The following is a 24,734-nucleotide window of genomic DNA, read 5'->3' as shown; positions in this document are numbered from 1 at the left end:
GCTGCTATTAAGAGTGAATTCTTTTAAACAATTGTTTAATCACACAGCTTTTTTTCGAGTACAATTTTATGTAACCCATTTTTATTCGTATACGTTTCCTTCACATCAAATCCATTTTTAATATTTAACAGCAGCATGTGGCGCCACTTATTCATCGTTTTGGTTCGAACAACAGAATACCCTTTCATTTTTAGATACTCATGCTGTTGTTTCATTAACTTCGAAGCTACTCCTTGCCCCCTATAAACGGGGTCGACTCCACCTAGCCAGCTATAATAAGTGTTATGATCGATTTCATAGCCCATTTTATAGCCAACTACCTTTGAATGATGAATAGCTGTAACGATCGTTAGTTTGTCCTTCCCTTTCATTTTACAAAAGAGACCGTCATTTGATGCACCAAAGATTACTTCGTGTAGCTGAAGGATTCGCTTCAATAGATCCTCCTCTGGCATTCCTTCAAGAATCATGAATTCCATTCTGCGTCCTCCTCTATCAGTAACTTTATTCTAAGAAAAAAACTGACCAAATCAGCTATTAAATCCGCTATTTGGTCAGTCCATACCTCACTATTAACTTACTAATCTTTTCGTCTCTTCAAACTCTTCCTGAATACTTGCACTTGGTTCTTTTGTCATCAAGCTAACGACTACGATCGTTAGTGTACATGCGATGAATCCTGGAATGATCTCATATACATCAGCCATAGCCGGGATGAGTTCCCAAACGATAACAGTTACAGCCCCTACAACGATACCAGCAAAAGCAGACCATTTCGTCATTCTCTTCCAATATAGACTCAGCAAGACGACCGGACCGAATGCAGCACCAAACCCTGCCCATGCATAACCTACAAGATTCAGAATCGTTTCACTCGGATTAAGAGCCATAACAAATGCAATAACGGCAACAGCAAAAACCGCCAAACGCCCTACTAACACGAGTTCCTTGTCAGATGCAGAACGTTTTACGAATGCTTTGTAAAAATCTTCCGTCAAAGCACTCGATGTTACGAGCAACTGAGATGAGATCGTACTCATAACTGCCGCTAAGATCGCAGCAAGCAAGAAGCCCGTAATAATCGGATGGAACAATACTTCAGATAATAAGATAAATACCGTTTCAGCTTTTGCTTCTCCAAGAGGTGCTCCCGCTTGGTTGAAGTAAGCAATCCCTACTAGACCTGTGAACATCGCTCCAACGATGGAGAAAACCATCCAACCCATTCCGATTCGTCTAGCGCTCTTCATCTCTTTTACAGACGTGATCGCCATAAAACGAACGATAATATGCGGCTGACCAAAGTAACCCAATCCCCATGCTAATAAGGAGATGATACCGATCAAGCTAGTCCCCGTAAAGGCATCAAGTAAAGTTGGACTGATGCTTTCGATCTCGTTAAACGACGCATCCCATCCGCCAACTTTTAAAATGGCTACGAATGGTACAAGGATTAACGCTACAAACATGATCGCTCCTTGTACGAAATCTGTATAACTTACCGCTAAAAAACCACCGAATAAAGTATAAATAATAACTACTCCAGCTGTAAGCAAGATCCCCCACATGTAATTCAGACCAAAAGCTGTCTCGAATAATTGTCCGCCCGCAACCATTCCGGATGATGAGTAAAACGTAAAGAAAATCACGATAACTAATGCAGACGTAATACGCAGTATGCGTGAAGTATCTTTGAATCGGTTCTCAAAATAATCTGGAATCGTAATCGAGTTGTTCGCTACTTCCGTATACGTTCTGAGTCGAGGTGCAACGAAAAGCCAGTTTAAATAGGCACCTGCACACAAGCCGATCACAATCCATCCAGCACTCAAACCAGATACGTACATTGCACCTGGAAGACCCATTAACAGCCATCCACTCATATCTGATGCACCTGCACTAAGTGCGGTAACGGCTGGTCCAAGATTTCTTCCACCAAGCATGTAATCGGTAAGGTTATCGGTCTTTCGGTACGCATAAAGCCCGATCAGCACCATCCCGATCATGTACACACTAATTGAAAAAACAACTCCATAATCCATATTCAGTTTTCCTCCTGCCTTTTCTTGTTGTAAAAACGCTTTCAATATTTTAAAAATTATAAAAAGGAACATTTTTATTATAAAGACATTTTTCGACAAAAGGAATAGATTTTTTTGGAAGACATTTAATATTGAGCTTGTTAGCTGCCAAAACAAGGTGGCGTGGCACATAAGGACTAATCAATCCAGTAGTTTTGGTGCTGAATCCAAAATTTTTGGTGTCGAATCCAGAAATTTCTGCATTCAATCCGGAAGTTTTGGCTATTTATCCACGAGTTTTGGTGCTGAATCCACGAGTTTTGGCTGTTTATCCACGAGTCTGCAATCCTCGACAAATTTCGCTGTTTGTCACTAGCCCCCAAGTCTCATACTCGCTATTCCCCACTCCCTTTACACATCAAAAAAACTGGTACCCATTCATGAGACGTTTGGGCGCCAGTTTTTAATCACTTTATAATTTTTTTCGTCTTAATCGTTTGACCTTTACAAATTGATTCGTAAATAGATCCAGCTCTTCGTCTCGGTAGATGTAGAAGAACCTATGGTGATGACCATCTTTCATTTCGGCCAGATCACACTTCATGTAATCATCCAGTTCCTGTCGCGTCAGTTCGACCGTATACATCTTGCCATGACTCGGAATATCCAGTTGGATCTCTTCTAAAAAATGGAGTTCTTTAAATAAATAAATAGAAGTATCTAGGAGAAATTCACAGATTAAATCTTCTGTTCCAAAGTAGTGTTGAAAATGTTCGCGTGTAAACGCAATATGAGGTACGTTACGTTTGTAAGTAGAATAGTCGCCGTAAAAAACCAGCTTTGCACGTTTGCTTTGAAGTTCGTAATGCTTAACAAGACCATGACCTTTCATTTTTGACACAGCAGTCCGGAAACGATAGGTATCGCGGGCAGCAAGTTGTTCGGCCTTGTTTTGTGGATGAGATGCTTTCGGTGCATGCTGAGACTGACAGTTGTCTTCAACGAGGTGTCCAATTTTAAACGTGTTCTTCATAAATACGATCGAGAATGATTTCCTTCTCATAGTATGCGCCTCCAGCTTTCGCTTTTTTGCCTGTTTTAAGTATACGACGAAAATCAAGAAAACCCAAGAGGGGAACTTACGACAAATTTCTATCTTTCCATTTCCCTCTTAAGAAGTTCTTCTTTCGTGTAGATGACCTGCATCGGATTACCACCGACGAAAGATCCCTCTGGAACATTTTTGTGGACGAGTGTTCCAGCTGATACGATCGCACCGTCACCGATCGTAACGCCTGGGAGGATCGTAGAGTTCGCACCGATCATCACTTCATCGCCCACGATCACATCACCCAAACGGTATTCTTTTATCAAATATTCGTGAGCTAATATCGTTGTATTATAGCCGATCACACAGTTCTTCCCGACTGAAATGCGTTCCGGATACATGATGTCTGGCATGACCATCAAGGCGAACGCTGTCCCCTCACCGACCTTCATCTTCAAAAAAGTACGGTATAGCCAATTTTTCATAGGTAGAAATGGCGTGTATCGAGCCACTTGTATCGCGATAAAATTCTTTACCACTTTCCAGAACGGGACAGTGTCATACACCTGGTACAATGAGTTTCTTCCTTTTACCGGATAACGCTCAGTATTCCGCAATTATCTCTCTCCTAAAACATCCAGCAAATCCGTCATTTCATTCAGCATGAAGTCTGGATTAAACTGCTGCAAATAATCGTTGCCGCGAATGGTCCATGCTACACCAGCCGTTTGTGTGCCAGCATTCTGACCCGCAAGAATATCGTACTTACTGTCGCCTACCATGATTGCTTCTTCTGGTGTTGAACCGAGCAAAGTTAACGCTTTTTGAACAGGCTCTGGATCTGGTTTCGCGTTTTTCACGTCATCTAGCGTAACAACCGTTTGAAAGAACTTATCAAGACCAACAAGGCGCAAGCCCATCTCGACTGTATTTCTCATTTTTGTAGTTACGATGCCCAGTTTATAGCCCTTTTTATACAATTCTTCTACCGTTTCAAAAACTCCTTCAAACTCTGTAACCAATTCATCGTGATGTGAGATGTTATGTTCACGGTATGTTTGAACTAAGTCTGATACTTTTTCTTTATCGAACTGCTCCATCGTCTCAACGAGCGGCATCCCCATAAACGGCAAGACACTCTCACGATTGTATTGCTCAGGGAAATGCTTATCTAGCGTGTAAATGAAAGAAGCGATGATCAGTTCGTTCGTATTGATTAATGTTCCGTCTAGATCAAATAGTATGGTGTTGCGTTTCATGTTGTCGTTCCTTTCTTGTTAAACGATTTTTCCGTTCAAGCTTGTTCCATACGTAAGCAACTAATACCGTAAGAACGATCGCCGTCACTACTCGGATGATCAACAACGGCAGAACGGGAATTCCTAATGGTACAAAAACAAGTGTATCCTCAACAACAGCATGGCAGCTTACGAGAAAGATAAAAGCTAGATACAGATCTTTCTTTGAGACGCCATCCTCTTTTGCAGCCTGCATCATCACACCTGCACCATATGCGAGACCGATCGTAAGTCCAGCTGCCATCGTCATGGACATGTTCTCTTTCATACCTAGCAGCTTCATAGCTGGTGCCATCCATTTCGAAAACTTGTTCAGCCAGCCTTTGTCCTTCATATACTGCATGATGATCATGAGGGGGATGACGATAAGTGCTAGTTGCAGAATACCGAGTGAAGCTTTTTCTATAGCAGCCAGAGTGATTTCTCCCCAGCCGTTCGGAGCCGCTTCAGGCTTTGAAATAAAACCATATTGTGCTTTTTCTGTTCCGCCATCCCATAAAAGGTTGATCATAAAAGCAGAGAAAAGCGCCAAGCCGATTCGCACGAGTAGGATCACCCACAATTTGATACCTACACTCGCTGCAACACCAGACTCAATAAATAGGTTGTGCGAAAACGAAAGCATGACAGCTAGAATAAATACATCTTGTACCGATAAAGAATCTAGAGTCAGAATCCCCCCGATCCCTGCATATAGATTCAGAAAATTACCGAGAACGAGCGGGATCGCCGCTTCACCCGGAAGTCCGATCCATTTCATGGCTGGAGCTAAAACAGCGATCAGCCAATCTAACACTGGTGTGTGACTCAACAACGTGATCAGTAAAGTGACAGGAAAAATAATTTTCCCTAGCGTCCAAGTGGTTTTCAAGCCTGCAAGTGTGCCTTTTTTTAACGTTTCCACTTTTCATTCGCCTCCCTTAGCTTTCTAGATATCGTTGTTTAGCCAATCCTGTTTTTCTTCTATAGATCCAGATGATCACCGCCGCTGCAATCCAGACCAAACTCACCACTTGTGCGATGCGAAGGGAAGTTCCCCAAACGATCAAGCTATCCGTACGAAGTCCTTCTACAAAGAAACGTCCGATCGAATACCAGATGATATACGTTAAGAACAATTCACCTCGGTGAAGGTTCACTCTGCGTAAATAAAGCAAGACAATAACACCTATGAAACTCCAAAGCGATTCATAGAGAAAGGTTGGATGATAATAAGTCCCATCAATATACATCTGATTGATGATAAAGTCTGGCAACATGAGTGATTCTAAAAAGTTTCGCGTTACTTCCCCACCATGAGCTTCCTGGTTCATGAAGTTGCCCCAGCGTCCGATCGCCTGACCGAGCAAGATGCTAGGAGCTGCGATATCAACCAGCTTCCAAAAAGAGATTTTCTTTACTCTTGAAAAAACGAGTGCTGTTAAGAAAGAACCGATCAGTGCACCATGAATCGCGATACCGCCTTCCCAAACAGCGAGAATCTTACTTGGATTGTCTTTATAAAAGTCCCATTCAAACGCTACATAATACAGCCTTGCACATAAAATAGCCACAGGTACTGCAATCATCACTACATCAACGAACGTATCCTTAGCAAGCCCGCGTCTCTCTGATTCTCTTACCGCAAGCCAAAGGCCAAGCATCGCACCAAACCCAATAATAAGTCCGTACCAATAGATCGTGAGTGGTCCTAATTCGAGTGCTACACGATTTAATGGCTGAATCGTTTCTTCCACAGTCTACACTTCCTTCTCATTCTTATAGGTCTTCTTCATCTCCAGCTTCGATCACATCTGTCAAACGGTCTGAGAATTGCTGTGCGGCATTCATGCCCATTCTCTTCAGTCGGAAGTTCATCGCTGCCACTTCAATAATGACCGCTAAGTTTCGTCCAGGACGAACAGGGATCGTTAAGATCGGAATCTCAGTATCAATGATCTTCGTTGTCTCTTCTTCCAATCCTAAGCGGTCATATACTTTTTTAGAATCCCAAGCTTCCAGATTCATAACGATTGAGATTTTTTTATAGTTGCGAATCGCTCCAGCACCGAACAACGTCATCACGTTGATGATGCCAAGACCTCGAATCTCAAGCAGATGCTGGATGAGTTCAGGTGCACTGCCGATGAGCGTATCTTCATCTTCCTGTCTGATCTCAACTGAATCATCTGCTACTAACCGATGCCCACGTTTTACAAGTTCTAGTGCGGTCTCACTCTTACCAACACCTGAGTTACCTGTGATCAAAACGCCGATTCCATATATATCTACTAAAACACCATGTTTAGCTGTCGTTGGCGCTAAGCGGCTTTCTAAATAATTGGTGATACGGCTTGATAAACGCGTTGTCGTAACCGGTGAGCGCATGATCGGCACTCCGCTTTTATGAGAAGCTTTAAGCAGTTCTTTCGGGACTTCTATATCTCTAGAAACGATAATTCCCGGTGTCTCATCCGTACAAAGCGCTGTTAAACGCTCCATTCGTGTTTCAGGATCGAGCTCAGAAATAAACGACAGCTCTGTTTTCCCAAGGAGTTGTAATCGCTCCCCTGGATAAAATGTAAAGTAACCAGCCATCTCAAGACCTGGCCGGGAGATGTCGCTCGTTCGAATCGTGCGGTGGATGCCTTCTTCACCACTAACAAGCTCTAGATGAAATTTTTTTATGAGTTCATGAATATGTACCTTAGCCATTGGGTCCTCCTCGACATTTTTCAATGATTCTATTGTATCACTTCAACCACGGATTAACCAAAGAGTACTATAGGGTTATTTCTGACTTTCTGCCCAGCTGTAAACGTCTACAGGTATCGTATTAAACGTTGATTCTTTTTGAAGGGTCATCCCTAATCTCGATGCGACCGAGACAGACTTTTTATTATTTCGCTGAATCAGACAGGTCAGTCGTGTGATTCCTAGTTCGTGAATGGCGTAATTTTTGAAGTAAATCGCTGCCTCCGTTGCGTAGCCGTTTCCCCAAAATTCCTTAGCCAGCCAATAGCCAATCTCATACTCTTTTTTTCCATCGATCATTTGCTGCACAATACCTGCGTGACCGATTGGAACTAGACTTTCCTTAAGCACGATTAGATACAAACCTCTCCCATCACGATATCCCGGAATCAGCCATTCATCAAAGCTTTTTCGAGCTTCTTCTTTTGAACGAGTTACCCCTTTCCCGATGAATTGAACAACATCAGGATCTGCCCATAATGATGCAAAAAAAGAAAAATCCTCAGTCGTGTACGGTCGGAATTTCAGCCTTTCTGTTTGCAAAATCACCAGCTCCTTTTGAAAGAGAAATGCCGTTTGATCGAATTCGAAGCAAACGGCTGGAATGAATATTATTATTTTACATCTATAAAAATCTTATCATGAACAGAGAGCTTTTGACTTGGTTTCGTTAAACAATTGTTTAACAGAATCTTACCTGCTTTAATGTTTTGTGCAATTTCTGTTCTGCTCCACCCTTCTAGGTGATCCGCAAGCGTGCGGTCGAGCCGAAAGATTCCGTTGACAGATGTTATCTGTATTTCGCAAGCAGAATCCCCTCTTTTCATGGAAGTAATCTTTTTCCCTGGTTCTATCTCTATAAAAGATGTCGGAATGATCGACAGGGGATCGACATGCTCTGTGAACGATTTATAGTTGTTGAGTTTTTTGTTCCAAGAATGATTTTTCGGACATTTGTAAATCGCAAACTGATAGATGTTCTTTCCGTTTGCGTTGTGTCTGCGAATGGTAGTATCTGTAAATATGGTAACTTTTCCGCACATTTTGCACTGTTTTTTTACTGTGTCCGCTTTCATTTGTTGGTGTAGTGCTAAAGCATATTGTTTGAATTGCATTGTTTCTTCACCTCTGGAATTAGTAGGGAAGAAATACAACTTCTATTTGATTATTTGCAGAACGAAAAAAAAGCTCCCCTCATACAAGGAGAGCTTTGAACGCAATGTTACCCGTAATAACGGACTGCAGTTCGCTGTATTTCCTCTGTAATGGGTTGTAGACAGACTTCTCCCGCGGTCAGAAACACGGTGTTTCTTAACGGTTGAGAAGCGATCTAAATTGTTTTCCATTACAGGTTAAATGTTGGCATACAGGTCACTTGAGGTCCTTTCTTCAAACAGAATACCTTAATATTACTATAAAGTATAAAATATGGAAACGATTTAATCTTTTTTGGAGAGATTTCCACTTCAGGATTCATGCTTTCCGCAGGGCGGGCGGTGTTCATTTTATCAAATGAAGAGATCGAAAAAGAATTAGTAGAGATAAATAATAATAAGCAAAACTTTTAGCTTTATTATCAGTAATCGGGTGTATTTCTGTAATAAGAAATGTGCCCTTTCTTTTTGAATTGGGCTTATGAAAAGGACACTTGTCCAAGCATGAATTTTTGTCCACCATACATTATAAAAAAATAAGAGAAAGAGGCAAAAAAAATATATGCGATATAATTACCCTCTGTGGACAAAATTGCCTTATGCAGGACAAGAGCACCCGCCAAAAAATCCTGTAAATCCCTATGCTGGTTCATGGCCTTTGAACTACTTAAAACAGGAAAAGCATGGATTTACTACTTTGGATGGCGAGCCGATAAAATTAAAGTTAAAAGATCCCCGGACGATTGATTGGAAGAAAGAATTAAAACAGGTTCAAAGAATTGTAAGACATTTAACTCAAGAACAGATTAGGATCGCAAAGTTTTGGGCAGAAGGTCCTCCAAGTAAGCAATGGACTCCCATTGCCGATATCTTAATTGACACTTATAATGTGACACCGCCATATGCAGCTCGTATCCTTGCAGCTTTAAGTGCCGGAATGAATGATGCACTTGTTGTCACCTGGTATTTAAAATATCTAGCGCTTGTTCCTCGTCCCAATCAGTTTGACCCTAAGCTCGCGACAATCGTCTGCACCCCTAACTTCCCTGCTTATCCTTCAGGCCACTCCGTATTATCCGGTACAGCGGAAGTTATCTTAAGCTATTTCTTCCCTACAGAAAGAGAAGGTCTGCATCAACTAGCTGAAGAAGATGCATTATCACGTCTATACGCAGGGGTTCATTTTAACGTGGATAATGAAGAAGGACTGCGCCTCGGAAGACAGATTGGTAAGATTGTAATTAATCAATTAAGCAAAGAACGGGATGCAAAAGGAAAATATATTGATAATCCTTATACGGAACATCGGAATGCAAAATTGTTCCCCCCTCCATATATACAAGCCATTCCTTTTGATTTTGATACAAAATGTTCATCACTTGTTATTGATGAAATCTCTGAAAAAAAACGCTAAACGTTATAAGAATAAAAAGTTGCATTTTAGGGTGCATTTCTAATATAAGAAATGCACCCTCCTTTTTGAGATGAAAGAGACTTAATTTAAGTAATTTAAATCAGTTTTAGGATTTTTCCTGTAATGAGTGATTCCACGAACGGCGATTACTGAATAAGGCGAAAAAGTAAACGACCAGAAAATGATGAACTGCACCCCAATTGTTAGTGGTGTCTAACAATTGGGGTGCAGTTCAAAAAAGATCTGGTCGTTATTTATGTCATTTACATATCCATTTATAGTGCTATTCCACCTGTTAAATGGCTTGGGGATTACGATTTTCTCCTCAATGAGAACTCGCTATGAAAATCCACCGCTTTTTTCAAACTTTGTATGAATGATCGAACTGCCACTAGTTTCTTTTTCGCTTCTTTCTTAAAGGCTCCAATACAAAATTCGTCAGGAACATATTGAGAAGTGAAATGATGACTGCAGCGAGTAATGCCATTCCGAATCCATCAATATTAAACGAGCTACCCATCAACTCCGCCGTTAATGATAAAAGTGCTGCGTTTATGACGATTAAGAATAATCCTAAAGAGAAAATGGTCACAGGCAATGTCAACAGGACCAGGATCGGCTTTAGAAAAACGTTAAACAATGATAATAAAACGCTGGCTAGTAATGCAGCACTGATGTTTTCAATATGAAAACCATCAAAATACCCTGCCACAACCATTAGCGCAACGGTGTTGATCAGTAAAGAAGCAAACCAGCTCATCATTTTATACGCCATCCTCTGGCATAACAGCTAGCGCGATGATATAGGCTAAACCAACTGGGATAACCGCTGTAAACAGTGCAAGTGCTACTGTTCCTAATCGTACAACCGTGGGATCCACATTCATATACTCCGCAATTCCACCGCAAACTCCTGATATCTTAGCGTCGTTCGATCTTTTTAGTTTTTTCATGATGTATGTCACCTCTATTTCGCTTTTAGCACCACAACAGAGCCTGTTTTCGCTTCCGCCTCCAATTTAAAAGAAGGCCAGCTCTTACCTCCATTCGCGATAAACGAAAGAAACTTACGAGTAACTTCTTTCTTTTCTTCTCGCACCTCAACGGACTCAAAATCACAAACAAATCCACCAACGATTGTTTTGAGAACGGCATCAAGCTCAAGTGTTTCTGGAAATTCAGTTTCTATTTTTCCCGTCACCGTCTTAAAAGATGCATACCCTTCTACTGCTGAAGCAAAACGGCAGTAAATCGAACCATTTATCGTTTCTGAGCGTACTTGGGATGCATCTACAGTAAGACGAACAGGTCCGTTCATCGTTTCTGCTTCTACGTCCTTAAACTGACAATCGTTAAGTGTTAATGAGCCGTTAGCAGCCGAAGCTTTCACGTTGTCCCCTGTACAATGGTTCATCGCAATTGCTCCTACAGTTGTTTTGACCGTAAGCGTTTTTGCATGCGAATCACTTATTTTCACAGGACCATTAAACGTTGTAATCTTGATCTCGTCATAAGCTTCTCTTGGAATTGAGATAACGGCGTTCACCTTTTGATGCTTGTTTCTTGAGTAGAATCTCATCTTAGTCGCATCACAATCATAGAACGTTTCATTTCTGAATTTCGTTTTCGCTGAAGATCCTTCTGGCACTTTATAAACATGAGCATCGCATTCGACTTGGACGTCTTTTCGATCCCATGGTACGACCGTAACTGAACCGTTGTATACTTCGACATCCATTGCCTGAAACATGACATGGCTATCTTGAAAGACATAATGAACAGGTTCAGAAGGTCCGAAATTCAAATCAAAATCAACCGTCTTGATGCGTTTTACAACACGATCAAAAAACTTTGCCACTTTATAACCGGAAGTGGGAAGTTTGACAGCAGTCGCACCGTTAACGGCTTTATTTTTGAGATTGAGAGGACTGATTGAGCTCAGCTGCAGCTTCTTCTTATCGTTAAGGGCATACAAAAGTTTCTCCGCCTCTTCAACAGAGATCTTTCCTTCGTTCAGCATGTTTAAAATCATTTTGCGTTCTTCCATACATTGACGCCTCCTTTTTGGGGTTCCGTCACCGGCGTCGGCTGATTCTAAGATGTCTGAGACTTTCCGGTATTACTTGTACAAAAATAGATTATGAGACGATTACCTTTATCCCTTTAACAATATTCCAGATCATCACAATTAATGTCAGTGTTCCAAAAATGAGTGCACTTATAATAATAGCGATAAGATGATATTGCGTTTCAAAAATGATAATAATACCTAATGGAACAGCGATAACGGGAAATAGATGGGACAAAAATGATCTCTTAGCGTGCTCCATCACTTCAGGCTCATCTGCGATTAGATATACGGCGATCGGAAATAAAAATGGTGCGAAAAACAGACTAAAATAACATAGTGCAGAAATAGCTTTTTTTGAGCCTTCCTTCATGAAACAAGACCTCCTGCTTTAATAAATCCATAACGAAACGGGACTACGAGCAAAAGAGGCATGTGCCTTTTTTACTTCGACCCCTTTAAACAATCTTCCTTTATCTCTATAGCCATTCGACATAACTTCTAAAATTCCGTATCATAATGACAAAAACACCCAAGGGAGCTACCACCATTGAAACAGATTCGAACATTAAAAATACTTTTTATAGTATTAGCTATACTGATGATCACTAGCATTATATTCGGTGTTATGACTGAAGATGCTATGGAACTCACAGTTAGTGACCGAATTCTAGCTGGGATGTTCGGCACTTTCATCGTAATGTTGATAAACTATGTAATCTACAAACTTCTTTCTAAGATATGGAAATAAAAACACCTATCTATTTTATACGAAAATTGTCGTTTTGAGGAGGTTTTGTTTAGGAAAACCACGAAAAAGGAATGGTTAAACAAATACGACAGGAGTGATTTATTATGGCTGAAGAGAAAAAAAAGCAAAAAGGCAAAATGGACAATCCTGAACAATACAAAACAAATCAACAAAGTTTGTTTGATAAATTTGAAAGTGAACAAAATGTAGATTCAATTCCGATGGAAGATCTTAAACAAGAAAAACGCGAAGAAAAGGACAAGAAAGGTACGAAAGATTCTTCGTCCTCAGAAGAGAAATATAAATAATTTCTAAGGTTCACATACACTTTCTCATATTTTGAGAAGGTGTATTTTTTTGTAGTTTTATTTAACCAATCGCATAGCAAAAAAGTCCTATTCCAATTAGTTAAATCCTACTTTTCCAATATATTTGTTTCATAAATGTTTTAATAAGACGATATTCTTTCAACCCCTATCTTTTAATAGAAAAAGGACGGTGAAATCATTTCACCGTCCTTTTACTAGCTTCTATTTAATCGTTTCTTTTTCTTTGATCTTTCCAGTCATCCGTTTCTTATCACGTTTTAAGATCGGAGCAAGATAACGACCGGTGTGAGAAGCTTCAATTTCAGCTAACTCCTCTGGTGTACCTGCACCAACGATCATACCGCCCTTGTCCCCACCTTCTGGTCCAAGGTCAACTAAATGATCACACTGCTTGATAACATCAAGGTTATGCTCGATAACAAGTACAGAGTCTCCGTTATCAACAAGTCTTTGAAGTACGACAAGTAAGCGTGAGATATCATCAACGTGAAGACCCGTTGTCGGCTCGTCTAGAATGTAGATCGTTTTTCCAGTAGAACGCTTATGAAGCTGAGACGCGAGTTTTACACGCTGTGCTTCTCCTCCTGAAAGAGTTGTAGCGGATTGACCGAGCTTAATATAACCAAGACCGACATCAAGAATGGTCTTTAGCTTACGATTGATCTTAGGGATGTTGGCAAAGAACTCAACAGAATCTTCTACCGTCATGTCTAAGATATCTGCGATGTTTTTCCCTTTATACTTCACTTCTAATGTTTCTCTGTTATAACGTTTACCATGACAAACTTCACATGGTACGTATACATCTGGCAAGAAATGCATTTCAATTTTAATGATTCCATCTCCGCGGCATGCTTCACAACGTCCACCTTTTACATTGAAAGAAAAACGTCCCTTTTTATAACCACGTACCTTTGCTTCATTCGTTGATGCAAACACATCACGAATATCATCAAATACTCCCGTATATGTCGCTGGATTTGATCGTGGCGTTCGGCCGATTGGAGACTGGTCGATATCAATAACTTTATCAACATGCTCTAGACCCTTGATGGACTTATGTGCACCAGGCTTGTCCTTTGCACGGTGCAGCTTTTGTGCAAGAGCTTTATGCAGGATCTCATTTACAAGCGTACTTTTCCCGGATCCAGAAACACCTGTAACTCCTGTAAATAAACCTAATGGAATTTTTGCGGATACGTTTTTCAGATTGTTTTCTGTTGCACCTTTAACCTCAATATATCTTCCATCTGGCTTACGTCTTTCTTTTGGAAGGGGGATAAACTTTTTACCAGACAAGTACTGTCCTGTAAGCGAAGCCGGATCTTCCATAATCTCTTGTGGAGTACCTTGTGATGTGATCACGCCACCGTGAGCCCCTGCACCAGGACCAATATCAATGACATAGTCTGCCGCAAGCATCGTATCTTCATCATGCTCTACGACAATCAACGTATTCCCAAGAGAACGCATTTCTTCGAGTGTACGAATCAGTCGGTCATTATCTCTCTGATGAAGCCCGATAGATGGCTCATCTAGAATATAAAGAACACCCATCAATCGTGACCCGACTTGAGTCGCAAGGCGAATACGTTGTGCTTCACCACCAGATAGAGTACCAGCTGCTCGGCTTAGCGTCAGATAGTCTAGTCCTACATTGATCAAGAAACCTGAGCGATCCACGATCTCGCGTAGAATGAGCTTCGCGATCGCACGTTCTTTATTCGTCAGATCAAGGTTATCGAAGAATTCTTTTGCTTCAGTAATGGAAAGAGAAGTAGTTTCACCGATATGCCTCCCATTGATCAGAACAGAAAGAGCTTCTTTTTTCAGACGATGCCCTTTGCATGTTGGACATGGCTTTTGCGCCATATATCCTTCCATCTGCTCACGGATATAATCTGAACTCGTTTCACGGTATCTGCGCTGAATGTTGCCTAATACACCTTCAAATTGAATCTCGTTCTTGCGTACCTGACCGAAATCATTTTTGTACGTGAAAGTCAGGTACTCTTTACTTCCGTTCAAAATTTTATCCATCTGATCTTTTGGAAGATTTTCAACCGGTACGTCCATATCAATACCAAAATGGTTACAGATGCTCTCTAAAAGCTGCGGATAATATTGAGAGCTGATGGGCTCCCAAGGTGCGATGGCGTTATCACGTAAAGAACGACTCCAGTCAGGGATAACGAGCTCCGGATCCACTTCAAGCTTTACTCCTAAACCATCACATGACGAGCACGCCCCGAACGGACTGTTAAATGAAAACAGGCGTGGTTCTAGTTCACCAATCGAAAATCCACAATGAGGACAGGCGTGATTTTGAGAGAATAAAAGTTCCTCTTCTTCCATGACATCAACAACAACACTTCCTCCACCAAGGTTGAGTGCTGCTTCAAGAGAATCAGCTAGACGAGTAGCGACTCCTTCTTTTACAACGATACGGTCGATCACGATTTCAATGGTATGCTTTTTATTTTTTTCAAGCTTAATCTCTTCAGATATCTCACGCATCTCACCGTCGATGCGGACACGAACATACCCTTGCTTCTTAATATCTTCAAGCGCTTTAACATGTTCCCCTTTTCTACCGGAAACAACAGGTGCTAAAATTTGAAGCTTCGTACGCTCAGGATATTCTAAAATCCGGTCAACCATTTGTTCAATTGTTTGGGAAGTGATCTCCACGTTATGAACAGGACATACCGGTCGTCCGATACGAGCAAATAGAAGTCGAAGATAATCATAGATTTCCGTAACCGTTCCAACTGTTGAACGAGGATTACGGCTTGTTGTTTTTTGATCGATCGAAATCGCAGGTGACAGTCCTTCAATCGAATCCACATCTGGCTTATCCATCTGTCCGAGGAACTGACGGGCATAAGCAGATAGTGATTCAACGTAACGACGCTGCCCTTCTGCGTAGATGGTATCAAAAGCCAGTGAAGACTTACCCGAACCAGATAAGCCGGTCAAAACAACCAGCTTATCACGTGGGATCGTAATATCTATATTCTTTAAATTATGGGCTCTAGCACCCTTTACAACTATGTTTTGGTTGGTAGCCAACTGCAATCATCCTTCCGCTTTTAACTCAAGTATGAGGTCACGAAGCTCAGCTGCACGCTCGAATTGAAGGTTCTTTGCAGCATCCTTCATCTCTTTTTCCATACGCTCGATAAACGCTTCGCGATCTTTCTTGCTCATCTTTTGCTTAGGAGCTTTTGAACTTGTATACGTTTCTGTATCTTCGGCAGCTTGTGTTGCACGAATCACATCACGCACTTCTTTTTTAATCGTAGTAGGTGTGATTCCATGCTTTTCATTGTGCTGCATCTGCTTCTGACGTCTGCGTTGCGTTTCATCGATCGCAATCTGCATGGATTTCGTAATTTTGTCTCCATACATGATAACGTGACCGTTTGAGTTACGCGCGGCACGTCCGATCGTTTGGATCAACGAACGCTCTGAACGTAAGAAGCCTTCTTTATCTGCATCTAAAATCGCTACGAGAGACACTTCAGGTATATCCAGTCCTTCTCGCAACAAGTTTATTCCGACGAGTACATCAAACACACCGAGACGAAGGTCACGGATGATCTGAATCCGTTCTAACGTCTTAATTTCTGAATGCAAGTAACGAACTTTTATACCAAGCTCTACAAAATAATCGGTAAGATCCTCAGACATCTTTTTCGTTAGAGTAGTAACAAGAACTCGTTCTTTGTTTGCGATTCTTTCGTTGATCTCACCGAGCAAGTCATCGATCTGACCTTTGATCGGACGAACTTCTAGTGTAGGATCAAGGAGTCCTGTTGGACGAATGATCTGCTCAACCGGATCAGGTGCGTGTTCGAGCTCATACGGCCCTGGTGTTGCTGATACGTAAATATGCTGAAACTTTGTATACCGCTCAAATTCGTCAAACGTTAACGGTCGGTTATCTTTTGCAGAAGGCAGTCGGAACCCGTGATCGACAAGAACCCCTTTTCTCGCTTGGTCTCCATTAAACATTCCACGAATCTGCGGAAGAGTAACATGGGACTCATCGATAACAATCAGTGAATCATCCGGAAAATAGTCTAGAAGTGTGTATGGCGTCGATCCTAATGGTCTAAGCGTCAGATGAACCGAGTAGTTCTCGATCCCTGAGCAAAAGCCCATTTCCGCCATCATCTCTAGGTCATATCTTGTACGCTGTTCGAGACGCTGTGCTTCTAACAGTTTTCCAGCTTCATTCAATTCTTTTAGGCGATCTTCAAGCTCAGCTTCGATGCGCTTGATCGCTACCTTCATTTTCTCTTCACGTGTTACGAAGTGGGAAGCCGGGAAAATGGCAACGTGTTTACGTTCACCTAGAATTTCGCCTGTTAGTGCGTCCACTTCTGTAATTCGGTCGATCTCATCACCAAAAAACTCCACACGAAGACAATGTTCGTCACGTGAGGCTGGAAAGATTTCCACGACATCTCCTCTAACTCGGAACGTACCTCGAGTAAAGTTAATATCATTTCGGTTGTATTGAACATCTACAAGATCACGTAAAAGCTGATCACGGTCTTTCTCCATCCCTTCTCTTAAGGAGATCACCATGTCTTTATATTCTTCAGGTGAACCTAGACCATAAATACACGATACGCTGGCCACAATAATAACGTCTTTGCGTTCAAAAAGTGATGAAGTAGCCGAGTGGCGAAGTTTATCGATCTCATCATTAATGCTTGCATCTTTTTCGATATACGTATCAGAATGTGCGATGTATGCTTCTGGCTGATAATAATCGTAATACGATACAAAATACTCAACTGCGTTGTTCGGAAAAAATTCTTTCAACTCACTGTAAAGCTGTCCGGCTAATGTTTTGTTATGAGCAATAACAAGAGTCGGTTTGTTTACTTCCTGAATAACGTTGGATACCGTAAACGTCTTTCCTGTTCCGGTCGCACCAAGCAGGGTCATACTCTTCTTTCCTGCGTTTATATTGTTCACAAGATGTTGGATCGCTGCGGGCTGATCCCCTTGTGGCTGATAGTTTGATTTGATTTCGAACAATTGACTTTGACTCACAAAACCGAACCTCCGTTCCTAAATTCTGGTTACTCAAATTATAGCACAGCCCATATCCAAAAACCTAATAATTACGAACAAATATTCGCAGAAGTTTCTGGAAGGAAAGTAAAGTGTTATACTTAAAGGTAGGCACTTGTTGGGAAATAAATTGTGTGGGGTCTGACCCCATTTCCCGCTAGCATTACCAAGGCTTTCGGAAAAATTGTAAAAGGTGTGTCCCTTTAAAAGGAGTTTTAAAATGGAGTTTTTTTATATACTGTTAGGTTTATGCATCGGCATCTTTTCAGGCATTTTCGGAATAGGTGGCGGCTTTATTCTGACACCTGTTCTAATCTTGTTCGGTCTCCCTCCTCTTTCAGCGATCGGGACGAGTCTTATGTACTCAATCGGGACAAGTGTTTCAGGCGTTGCTGCTCATCTTAGATTTAAGAATATTATATGGAAAACTGCTGCTGTTTTAGGAATTGTAGGAATCGTTGCCACACAGGTCGCTCATCCACTTGTAGTATGGTTAGAGAAGATGGGTTACGACGATACGATCATCCCAATTTTTTATATTGTTCTTCTTGCCTACTTTGCTCTTTCCCTGCTTTATAAGCAAACAAAACGCAAGAATCTAGCGCAAAGCACTACTGAGATCTATTTCTCTTGGCCAAAAGCAGTCTTTATTGGATTTACAGGGGGATTCATTTCTACGACATTAGGAGTTGGCGGAGGATTCGTAATGGTTCCAATGCTCATTTCTTTAATGAAGTTCCCTTCTAGAAAAGCGGTTGGGACGAGCTTAGTCAGTGTGTTTTTCATCGTAAGTGCTGGTTTCTTAACGTACGCATCAAGTGTACAGATTGATTATAAACTTGGCCTCCTGCTTATTTTAGGGGCGTTGGTCGGGACTCAACTAGGTGCAAAGCTCACAACCATCTATTCCAGCGAACAGATTCAAAAATATCTAGGTGCTCTATACATCACGATCTTAAGCTCAGTAGTACTGAAGCTCGTTCATCTTGATAAAGCTGGTTTAGGTATCATTACACTATATGTGCTATCCATGCTCGTACTTTTCTTAAAAGAAACGATCACTCATACAAAAAGAAAGACGTCTACCTCGTAAAGGTGACGTCTTTTTTTATCTTACTTTTCTTTTTTGTTTGTTATAAATTTTAAGTCCCAGTAAGAAGCCTAAAATCGTAGAAATTACGGCAACGATTTGGAGAGGCAACGGTTGATTCAAGCCATCAAAACCAAAAATTAAGATAACAACAGTAATCGCTAAAGGTAAGTACTTTGTAAACAACACTCTATTAAATAACAGCTGTAGACCAAAAGGCAATAAAGCTGCGACAATATACTCCGACATGAAACGAAGAACCCCTCTCCTTGAACACCAAAAAACATAACTTTTGTAAACGTTCTATTATACCTCTCTAAATTTAACAAAACTCACTAGACAAAAACAAGGAAATTGTTGCGGGAAATAAATTGTTTGGGGTCAGACCCCTTCTCTTTGAAACTTTTTGTTTAAAAGTACGTACAGTAGGATAATGCTTGAAAAGGACGAATATGATTAACAAGGATCTTCAAAGGAGATGATTTTTCATGTTAAAGAAACTATTAAAATCACTATTAGGTCAAAGCAGCCATAAAAGGTACAGCAGCTCAGGCTACAAATATAAGAAAAGCTACAAGAAATACAGCAGCAGTGATTTTGGCAAGAAGCATTATGGTGGATATGGACACAAGCATTATAAAAAGAAAAAGAGAAGCAGCTTCTTTAGCTCCTGATCTGAGTAGCATTCAAACAACATGATAGCTGAACTATGGAAAGGTATGCAAAGAACGTTTTGGGACAGACCTATTAAAGCTAGAAACCTTGTTCATAATCAATATCTTATTCAAGAAGTTCTAGGAATGGGTAGTTACGGTATTACGTACCTAGCACTTGATACGCATACAGATGAGATTATCGTACTAAAACAGCTTCGGAACACTAAAGCAAAGACCACAACAGGTCTTCTTTCTTTCCAAAGAGAGTCTCAAATTTTAGAAGCGCTGCAGAAACACCCTGTACCGAAGCTAATGAATACCTTTCAAAATGAACAAGGTCACTTTATCGCTATGGAATGGATCAAGGGAGACACATTCGAAGATCTAATTTTTCGTGATAATCAAACATTCAACGAAAAAGAAACGATTACGATATTGCTAGAGCTTTTAACTATTACTGAACGCTTTCACCAGAAAGGGATCATACATCGAGACCTTCGAATTCCAAATATCATTCAACGAAATAAAAGACTGATCGTGATTGATTTTGGGCTTGCTTGTTATTTATCAGACATAGACCATGAGATTGAAGATCCACATGAGCATCCGGAGAAAATTCGGATGCGGGCTGTTAAAGTGGAAAGCGACCTGTTTGCTCTCGGTCATTTTGCCTTGTTTCTTCTTTACTCAACTTACGTGCCCCAAACGAAGAAAGAGGCGAGCTGGGAAAAAGAGTTAGAAATTTCATCCTCACTTAAATATGTTCTTCGAAAAATGCTTCAACTTGACGAGCCGTTTCATTCGGCATCGGACGTTCAAAAAGCATTGCCCTCCATATAAAAAAGCTCGGTACTTATACCGGGCTTTTTCATATTCTATAGCTGCATCTACGGTTGTTTACTTTTAAATAAGAAATCCTCATACTCTTTTTCATGATTTGTCGTCACGGAAAGATTCTGCAGCGCTCGATGAAATTGTTGATAATCTAAAGCAAATAAGAATTGATTTTCTAACCCGCTTGCGGTTAAAATCCCGAATTCCCAGACTGCATTATAATCACGCTTATTTAGAGATTTTGCCATCAGATCAAGAACCTTCAGTATTTCCGTACATACTATCACATTATCTTTTGCATAGTGGCGAATGTATCCAAAAGCATTGTATAAATAATGGCTAAAATCTCGTTCTTGTAAAACGACGCGCAGATTATTTTGTTTATCTACCAAATACTTCGAAAAAATGGATCCACGTGAAATCGTAGTTAGAACTTCACCTAGTTGATAGATGGAGTTAATCGCTGTTTTTGGATCATTATTTCCAAGCGATCTAATCGCAACTTCCACAAGTTTATTAATACTAAATTCAATATCTTGAACTTCTGTTTGCCTTCTTCCAATACTGATGAGCGCTAAATATTTTTGTTCATCCACTTCATTCTCACCTTTTTTCCAATAGGTGATAAATGGCGTTGTAGCATACACATAGCTTCCGATCGCATACTCCAATCGTATGACAATATCATCTCGTTCAGCTTCTTTCATGATAGAAATGAAATCCACCAGTTGGATAAATCCCGATTTGCGCGCTGAGATCGTATTGCCGCTTTCATCACATATCTCACTGTTTACCGTAGTTAAATCATCCACTTTATAAGGATCGACTTCGTCCTCTAATGTACTCTTTACAATGTACAACGCTTCATTCTTCATGTCATATGTCATCTGATTCACTTGAAGCCAAGCAACAGCATGATTGATAAAAAAGATAAAGGTTCCCATTGAAAATGCAGCAATAATAGCTGCCGCCAAAGGAACAGCAAAATAATATTCGGCCATTCTTTTGTTCAAAAATAAAAAACTCAACAACATATAAATAAAACTTGAGGTAAATATTCCTAAAACACGCTGAGTTGATTTACTAGCTATAAAGTTTTTCAACATACGAGGAGAAAACTGTCCAGAAAACGTCGTAAACACAACTAGGATCAAGTTAAACGTGAAAGTAGTCAAAGTTAGAGTTGCAGCGGTAAGCGTTCCTACTAGATTTCGTGTAAGATCATAATCGACTGCAAAAAATGGACGCATTTGATCTCCTAAATCGTACTTTAGATCAGTTGTTAATGTGGCCGTCACTAATAGTGCAGAAAATATCATGTAGAGCACGGGAGTAAACCACATATTTGATTGCACCGTATGTGATAGTTCCCTCTCGGACATTTTTGTATATTTCTTTAAATAATTATCTAACAGGTTCAATCTAAACATGTGTACATCCCCTCAGAAGTAAAAACAACAGTTATTTGGAACACTCAAAACGCAATGAGCTCCTATCCTATTTTGCCCTATTAAAAAAAAGTCAAACTTTCTATCGTTTTATCACAATAAAAAAAAGCAATTCTATTGAATAGAATCGCACGTCACTTCTTGATTATTTTATTGGAGAACGATTGGATGACTCGTCTCTCTTCATTACGCTCTTTATACTGTTCACTCGTGTATTCACCGATCACTTTTCTCCAAAATGTTTGAGCAGGTTTGTTCGCTTCTATTTGAGAAACTTGCCAATCTCCTTTATGTTTTTCAAATACCTGATGAGCAGCAAGTTTACCCAAACCACTAAGCCTGAATCTTTTCATGATAAAAAATTCTGAGATCGACCAGTAAGTATTGTTGGCCTCCTGTACTTCGCTTACTAATACAAACCCTGCTACCTTTCCTTCCCATTCGATCAGATAAGGAAAGCGACGACTTTCTTGCCAATAGTTATCTAAATAAGCATACTGACCAAAAACTCCATTGTCATCGACGTAAATGTCGATAAACTCTGAGAAATCATAAAAATAAAACTGCATAAGATTATGGATCGTTTCTTTATCCCTCAACTCTGCTACTTTTATTACCGGATTCTGTTTGATCTGCATACTCATTTCTCCCTGTAAATGCTAATTAAATATAATCCTCGCAATCTGGCGTATACCTGTATGCTTCGATGTTCATTCTGTTTTTCCCTTTAAATTGCACGCCTTCACTCTCTAGAAGTGACTTTTGCGTAAAAAACAATTCCTCATCTTGAATGCCGATCTCTCCTTTTGCATTAATTACCCGGTGCCAAGGCAGATCATGCTTCTTACTCAAAGAGTGAAGGATACGCACGACCTGTCTAGCACTTCGCGGATTTCCAGCTACACGGGCAATCTGTCCGTAAGTCATGACTTGTCCCTTCGGTATACTTTTGATGACTTTAATGACCTTCTCAGTAAATGGCTCCATCATTTCTCCTCACTTTTTTAAATAAGTAGCCAAACAAAAAAAGAGTGCTAAATCTACGATCAGACTTAACACTCCTTCGTTGTTTTATTTATACATCAATTGGCGCTGCTTCTTCAATTCATCATTCGCCAAGTACTCATCATAAGACATTTGCTTATCAAGAATTCCTTTAGGCGTGATCTCGATGATACGGTTCGCGATCGTTTCAACGAACTGATGGTCATGTGACGTGAACATCAATGCACCTTTGTAGCCGATTAATCCGTTGTTCAATGCTGTGATCGATTCTAGATCCAAGTGGTTCGTAGGATCATCCATGATCAATACATTTGATCCGCTTAGCATCATCTTAGAAAGCATACAACGTACTTTCTCTCCTCCAGATAATACAGACGGCTTTTTCATTACTTCTTCACCTGAGAAGAGCATACGTCCTAAGAATCCGCGAAGGAAGCTTTCCGTTTGATCTTCAGGAGAATATTGACGAAGCCAATCTACAAGAGTCTGCTCGCTGCCAGCAAAGTACTTCGAGTTATCACGCGGGAAGTACGCTTGAGACGTTGTTACACCCCATTTGTATGTTCCGCTGTCCGCTTCCATCTCACCCATTAAAATTTTAAATAGAGTTGTGATGGCGATCTCTTCTTTACCTACAAAAGCGATCTTGTCGTCTTTGTTCATGATAAAGCTCACGTTATCAAGTACTTTTACGCCGTCGATCGTTTTTGTTAAACCTTCAACACGAAGTAGATCATTTCCGATCTCACGGTTGATGCCAAAGTTCACATACGGATATTTACGAGAAGAAGGTCGGATATCATCTAAAGAGATTTTATCCAATAACTTCTTACGTGAAGTTGCTTGTTTTGATTTAGATGCGTTCGCACTAAATCGCGCAACGAAAGCTTGAAGTTCTTTGATTTTTTCTTCTTTTTTCTTGTTTTGATCTTGTGCCATACGAAGCGCTAATTGAGAAGACTCATACCAGAAATCATAGTTACCCACATAGATCTGGATCTTTCCAAAATCAAGGTCAGCCATGTGCGTACATACTTTGTTTAAGAAGTGACGGTCATGGGATACAACGATGACTGTGTTTTCAAAATTGATCAAGAAATCTTCTAGCCATTGGATTGCTTGAAGGTCTAAGTTGTTCGTCGGCTCATCCAGAAGTAGAACATCCGGCTTACCGAAAAGAGCTTGTGCAAGCAATACTTTTACTTTTTCAGAACCTGTTAGTTCAGCTAGTTTCTTTGTGTGAAGATCTTCTTTAATACCAAGACCTTTTAGAAGGATCGCTGCTTCTGATTCAGCTTCCCAACCGTTCAGTTCGGCAAACTCACCTTCAAGTTCAGCTGCACGAATTCCATCTTCATCTGAGAAGTCAGCTTTCATATAGATCGCGTCTTTCTCTAGCATCACTTCATAAAGACGAGCGTGGCCCATAATAACCGTCTGCATTACCTCTTGATCTTCATACTCAAAGTGGTTCTGCTTCAATACGGCTAGACGTTCGCCTGGCGTCATGTGAACGTCACCTGTTTGTGCTTCGATCTCACCAGAAAGAATTTTTAAGAATGTAGATTTACCCGCACCGTTCGCACCAATTAAACCGTAGCAGTTTCCTGGTGTAAACTTTATATTAACGTCTTCAAACAGCTTGCGGTCGCCGTAGCGAAGACCAACGTTAGTTACCGTAATCATTTGGATATCTCTCCTTTTTATATATAACTGACCAACTATCTCTATCAGCCTACATACATATATTCAAATCCGTATCCTACAAAAATGCATACTTACTGATTGTATCAT

Annotated in this window: 27 protein-coding genes; 6 read left to right on the top strand and 21 right to left on the bottom strand. The window is 40.5% G+C overall.

The annotated features are described in order from the left end of the window. Positions 1–35: 35 nt before the first annotated feature. The 10 genes from IHV11_RS00780 to IHV11_RS00735 all read right to left on the bottom strand — a co-directional run bounded on the left by IHV11_RS00780 (position 36) and on the right by IHV11_RS00735 (position 8,215). Positions 36–479: a GNAT family N-acetyltransferase gene (locus IHV11_RS00780; RefSeq protein WP_197193455.1), complete on the bottom strand. Its 444-nt coding sequence runs from the start codon at positions 477–479 to the stop codon at positions 36–38. A 93-nt stretch (positions 480–572) separates the two neighbouring features. Further along, positions 573–2,042, bottom strand: a complete 1,470-nt coding sequence (putP, locus tag IHV11_RS00775) for a sodium/proline symporter PutP (protein ID WP_197193454.1) — start codon at positions 2,040–2,042, stop codon at positions 573–575. 451 nt (positions 2,043–2,493) lie between these two features. Beyond that, positions 2,494–3,084: a hypothetical protein gene (locus IHV11_RS00770; RefSeq protein ID WP_066397668.1), complete on the bottom strand. Its 591-nt coding sequence runs from the start codon at positions 3,082–3,084 to the stop codon at positions 2,494–2,496. Between the two features lie 89 nt (positions 3,085–3,173). Next, complete coding sequence (locus tag IHV11_RS00765; protein WP_197129288.1) at positions 3,174–3,686, bottom strand: acyltransferase; 513 nt, start codon at positions 3,684–3,686, stop codon at positions 3,174–3,176. Next, on the bottom strand, positions 3,687–4,328 hold the full coding sequence (gene ppaX / locus IHV11_RS00760; RefSeq protein WP_197193453.1) for a pyrophosphatase PpaX: 642 nt from the start codon (positions 4,326–4,328) through the stop codon (positions 3,687–3,689). After that, positions 4,303–5,271, bottom strand: coding sequence for a nucleoside recognition domain-containing protein (locus IHV11_RS00755; RefSeq protein ID WP_197193452.1), 969 nt, complete (start codon positions 5,269–5,271; stop codon positions 4,303–4,305). Before IHV11_RS00755 ends, ppaX begins: the two co-directional genes overlap by 26 nt. A 16-nt stretch (positions 5,272–5,287) precedes the next feature. Beyond that, positions 5,288–6,103: a prolipoprotein diacylglyceryl transferase gene (lgt, locus tag IHV11_RS00750; RefSeq protein ID WP_197129275.1), complete on the bottom strand. Its 816-nt coding sequence runs from the start codon at positions 6,101–6,103 to the stop codon at positions 5,288–5,290. A 22-nt stretch (positions 6,104–6,125) separates the two neighbouring features. Next, positions 6,126–7,061 (bottom strand): HPr(Ser) kinase/phosphatase, encoded by a 936-nt coding sequence (hprK, locus tag IHV11_RS00745; protein WP_137791665.1) that lies wholly within the window; start codon positions 7,059–7,061, stop codon positions 6,126–6,128. Between the two features lie 75 nt (positions 7,062–7,136). Further along, complete coding sequence (locus tag IHV11_RS00740) at positions 7,137–7,643, bottom strand: GNAT family N-acetyltransferase (protein WP_197193451.1); 507 nt, start codon at positions 7,641–7,643, stop codon at positions 7,137–7,139. Between the two features lie 71 nt (positions 7,644–7,714). After that, on the bottom strand, positions 7,715–8,215 hold the full coding sequence (locus IHV11_RS00735; protein ID WP_197193450.1) for a S4 domain-containing protein: 501 nt from the start codon (positions 8,213–8,215) through the stop codon (positions 7,715–7,717). Positions 8,216–8,816: 601 nt separating this feature from the next. On the opposite strand from IHV11_RS00735, the gene IHV11_RS00730 reads away from it, so the two are divergent. Beyond that, positions 8,817–9,668, top strand: coding sequence for a vanadium-dependent haloperoxidase (locus tag IHV11_RS00730; RefSeq protein WP_197193449.1), 852 nt, complete (start codon positions 8,817–8,819; stop codon positions 9,666–9,668). Positions 9,669–10,059: 391 nt separating this feature from the next. On the opposite strand, the gene IHV11_RS00725 is transcribed toward IHV11_RS00730, so the two are convergent. From IHV11_RS00725 to IHV11_RS00710, 4 genes are all read right to left on the bottom strand, one after another. Then, complete coding sequence (locus IHV11_RS00725) at positions 10,060–10,431, bottom strand: phage holin family protein (RefSeq protein ID WP_197193448.1); 372 nt, start codon at positions 10,429–10,431, stop codon at positions 10,060–10,062. A gap of 1 nt (position 10,432) precedes the next feature. After that, positions 10,433–10,621, bottom strand: coding sequence for a PspC domain-containing protein (locus tag IHV11_RS00720; protein WP_137791660.1), 189 nt, complete (start codon positions 10,619–10,621; stop codon positions 10,433–10,435). 14 nt (positions 10,622–10,635) lie between these two features. Then, the gene (locus tag IHV11_RS00715; protein WP_197193447.1) at positions 10,636–11,715 is read right to left on the bottom strand and encodes a DUF4097 family beta strand repeat-containing protein; all 1,080 of its coding nucleotides are present in this window, start codon (positions 11,713–11,715) and stop codon (positions 10,636–10,638) included. A 91-nt stretch (positions 11,716–11,806) separates the two neighbouring features. Continuing rightward, complete coding sequence (locus tag IHV11_RS00710; protein ID WP_197129265.1) at positions 11,807–12,109, bottom strand: DUF4870 domain-containing protein; 303 nt, start codon at positions 12,107–12,109, stop codon at positions 11,807–11,809. Between the two features lie 177 nt (positions 12,110–12,286). On the opposite strand from IHV11_RS00710, the gene IHV11_RS00705 reads away from it, so the two are divergent. Next, positions 12,287–12,487, top strand: a complete 201-nt coding sequence (locus tag IHV11_RS00705; RefSeq protein ID WP_197129263.1) for a hypothetical protein — start codon at positions 12,287–12,289, stop codon at positions 12,485–12,487. Positions 12,488–12,591: 104 nt separating this feature from the next. Continuing rightward, the gene (locus tag IHV11_RS00700) at positions 12,592–12,795 is read left to right on the top strand and encodes a hypothetical protein (RefSeq protein WP_197193446.1); all 204 of its coding nucleotides are present in this window, start codon (positions 12,592–12,594) and stop codon (positions 12,793–12,795) included. 222 nt (positions 12,796–13,017) lie between these two features. Here the strand turns inward: IHV11_RS00700 and uvrA are convergent, their stop codons facing one another. After that, entirely contained in the window at positions 13,018–15,888 is a 2,871-nt protein-coding gene (uvrA, locus tag IHV11_RS00695; RefSeq protein ID WP_197193445.1) for an excinuclease ABC subunit UvrA, read from the bottom strand. 6 nt (positions 15,889–15,894) lie between these two features. Then, positions 15,895–17,886, bottom strand: coding sequence for an excinuclease ABC subunit UvrB (gene uvrB, locus IHV11_RS00690; protein WP_197193444.1), 1,992 nt, complete (start codon positions 17,884–17,886; stop codon positions 15,895–15,897). Between the two features lie 241 nt (positions 17,887–18,127). Between uvrB and IHV11_RS00685 the strand changes: the two genes are divergently transcribed. Beyond that, positions 18,128–19,000, top strand: a complete 873-nt coding sequence (locus IHV11_RS00685; RefSeq protein WP_197193443.1) for a sulfite exporter TauE/SafE family protein — start codon at positions 18,128–18,130, stop codon at positions 18,998–19,000. A 15-nt stretch (positions 19,001–19,015) separates the two neighbouring features. On the opposite strand, the gene IHV11_RS00680 is transcribed toward IHV11_RS00685, so the two are convergent. Next, a complete protein-coding gene (locus IHV11_RS00680) occupies positions 19,016–19,246 on the bottom strand; it encodes a DUF2198 family protein (protein WP_197193442.1) in 231 nt (76 codons plus the stop codon). Positions 19,247–19,485: 239 nt separating this feature from the next. Here IHV11_RS00680 and IHV11_RS00675 point away from each other — a divergent pair, with 239 nt between their 5' ends. Next, positions 19,486–19,671 (top strand): hypothetical protein, encoded by a 186-nt coding sequence (locus IHV11_RS00675; protein WP_197129244.1) that lies wholly within the window; start codon positions 19,486–19,488, stop codon positions 19,669–19,671. Positions 19,672–19,692: 21 nt separating this feature from the next. After that, positions 19,693–20,493, top strand: coding sequence for a serine/threonine protein kinase (locus IHV11_RS00670; protein WP_231620167.1), 801 nt, complete (start codon positions 19,693–19,695; stop codon positions 20,491–20,493). Between the two features lie 47 nt (positions 20,494–20,540). Here IHV11_RS00670 and IHV11_RS00665 read toward each other — a convergent pair whose 3' ends face one another. From IHV11_RS00665 to IHV11_RS00650, 4 genes are all read right to left on the bottom strand, one after another. Next, the gene (locus IHV11_RS00665; protein WP_231619509.1) at positions 20,541–21,917 is read right to left on the bottom strand and encodes a DUF2254 domain-containing protein; all 1,377 of its coding nucleotides are present in this window, start codon (positions 21,915–21,917) and stop codon (positions 20,541–20,543) included. 152 nt (positions 21,918–22,069) lie between these two features. After that, positions 22,070–22,573 carry a GNAT family N-acetyltransferase gene (locus tag IHV11_RS00660; RefSeq protein WP_197193441.1) on the bottom strand — a complete coding sequence of 168 codons (504 nt, stop codon included), beginning with the start codon at positions 22,571–22,573 and terminating at the stop codon, positions 22,070–22,072. A gap of 25 nt (positions 22,574–22,598) precedes the next feature. Continuing rightward, positions 22,599–22,922 carry an MGMT family protein gene (locus IHV11_RS00655; protein WP_197194886.1) on the bottom strand — a complete coding sequence of 108 codons (324 nt, stop codon included), beginning with the start codon at positions 22,920–22,922 and terminating at the stop codon, positions 22,599–22,601. 84 nt (positions 22,923–23,006) lie between these two features. After that, positions 23,007–24,626, bottom strand: coding sequence for an ABC-F family ATP-binding cassette domain-containing protein (locus IHV11_RS00650; RefSeq protein ID WP_197193440.1), 1,620 nt, complete (start codon positions 24,624–24,626; stop codon positions 23,007–23,009). Between the last annotated feature and the right edge of the window lie 108 nt (positions 24,627–24,734).

The sequence above is a fragment of the Fictibacillus sp. 26RED30 genome, from assembly GCF_015903845.1.
Lineage (GTDB): Bacteria > Bacillota > Bacilli > Bacillales > Fictibacillaceae > Fictibacillus > Fictibacillus phosphorivorans.
This window is presented reverse-complemented; position numbering and strand designations above follow the sequence as displayed.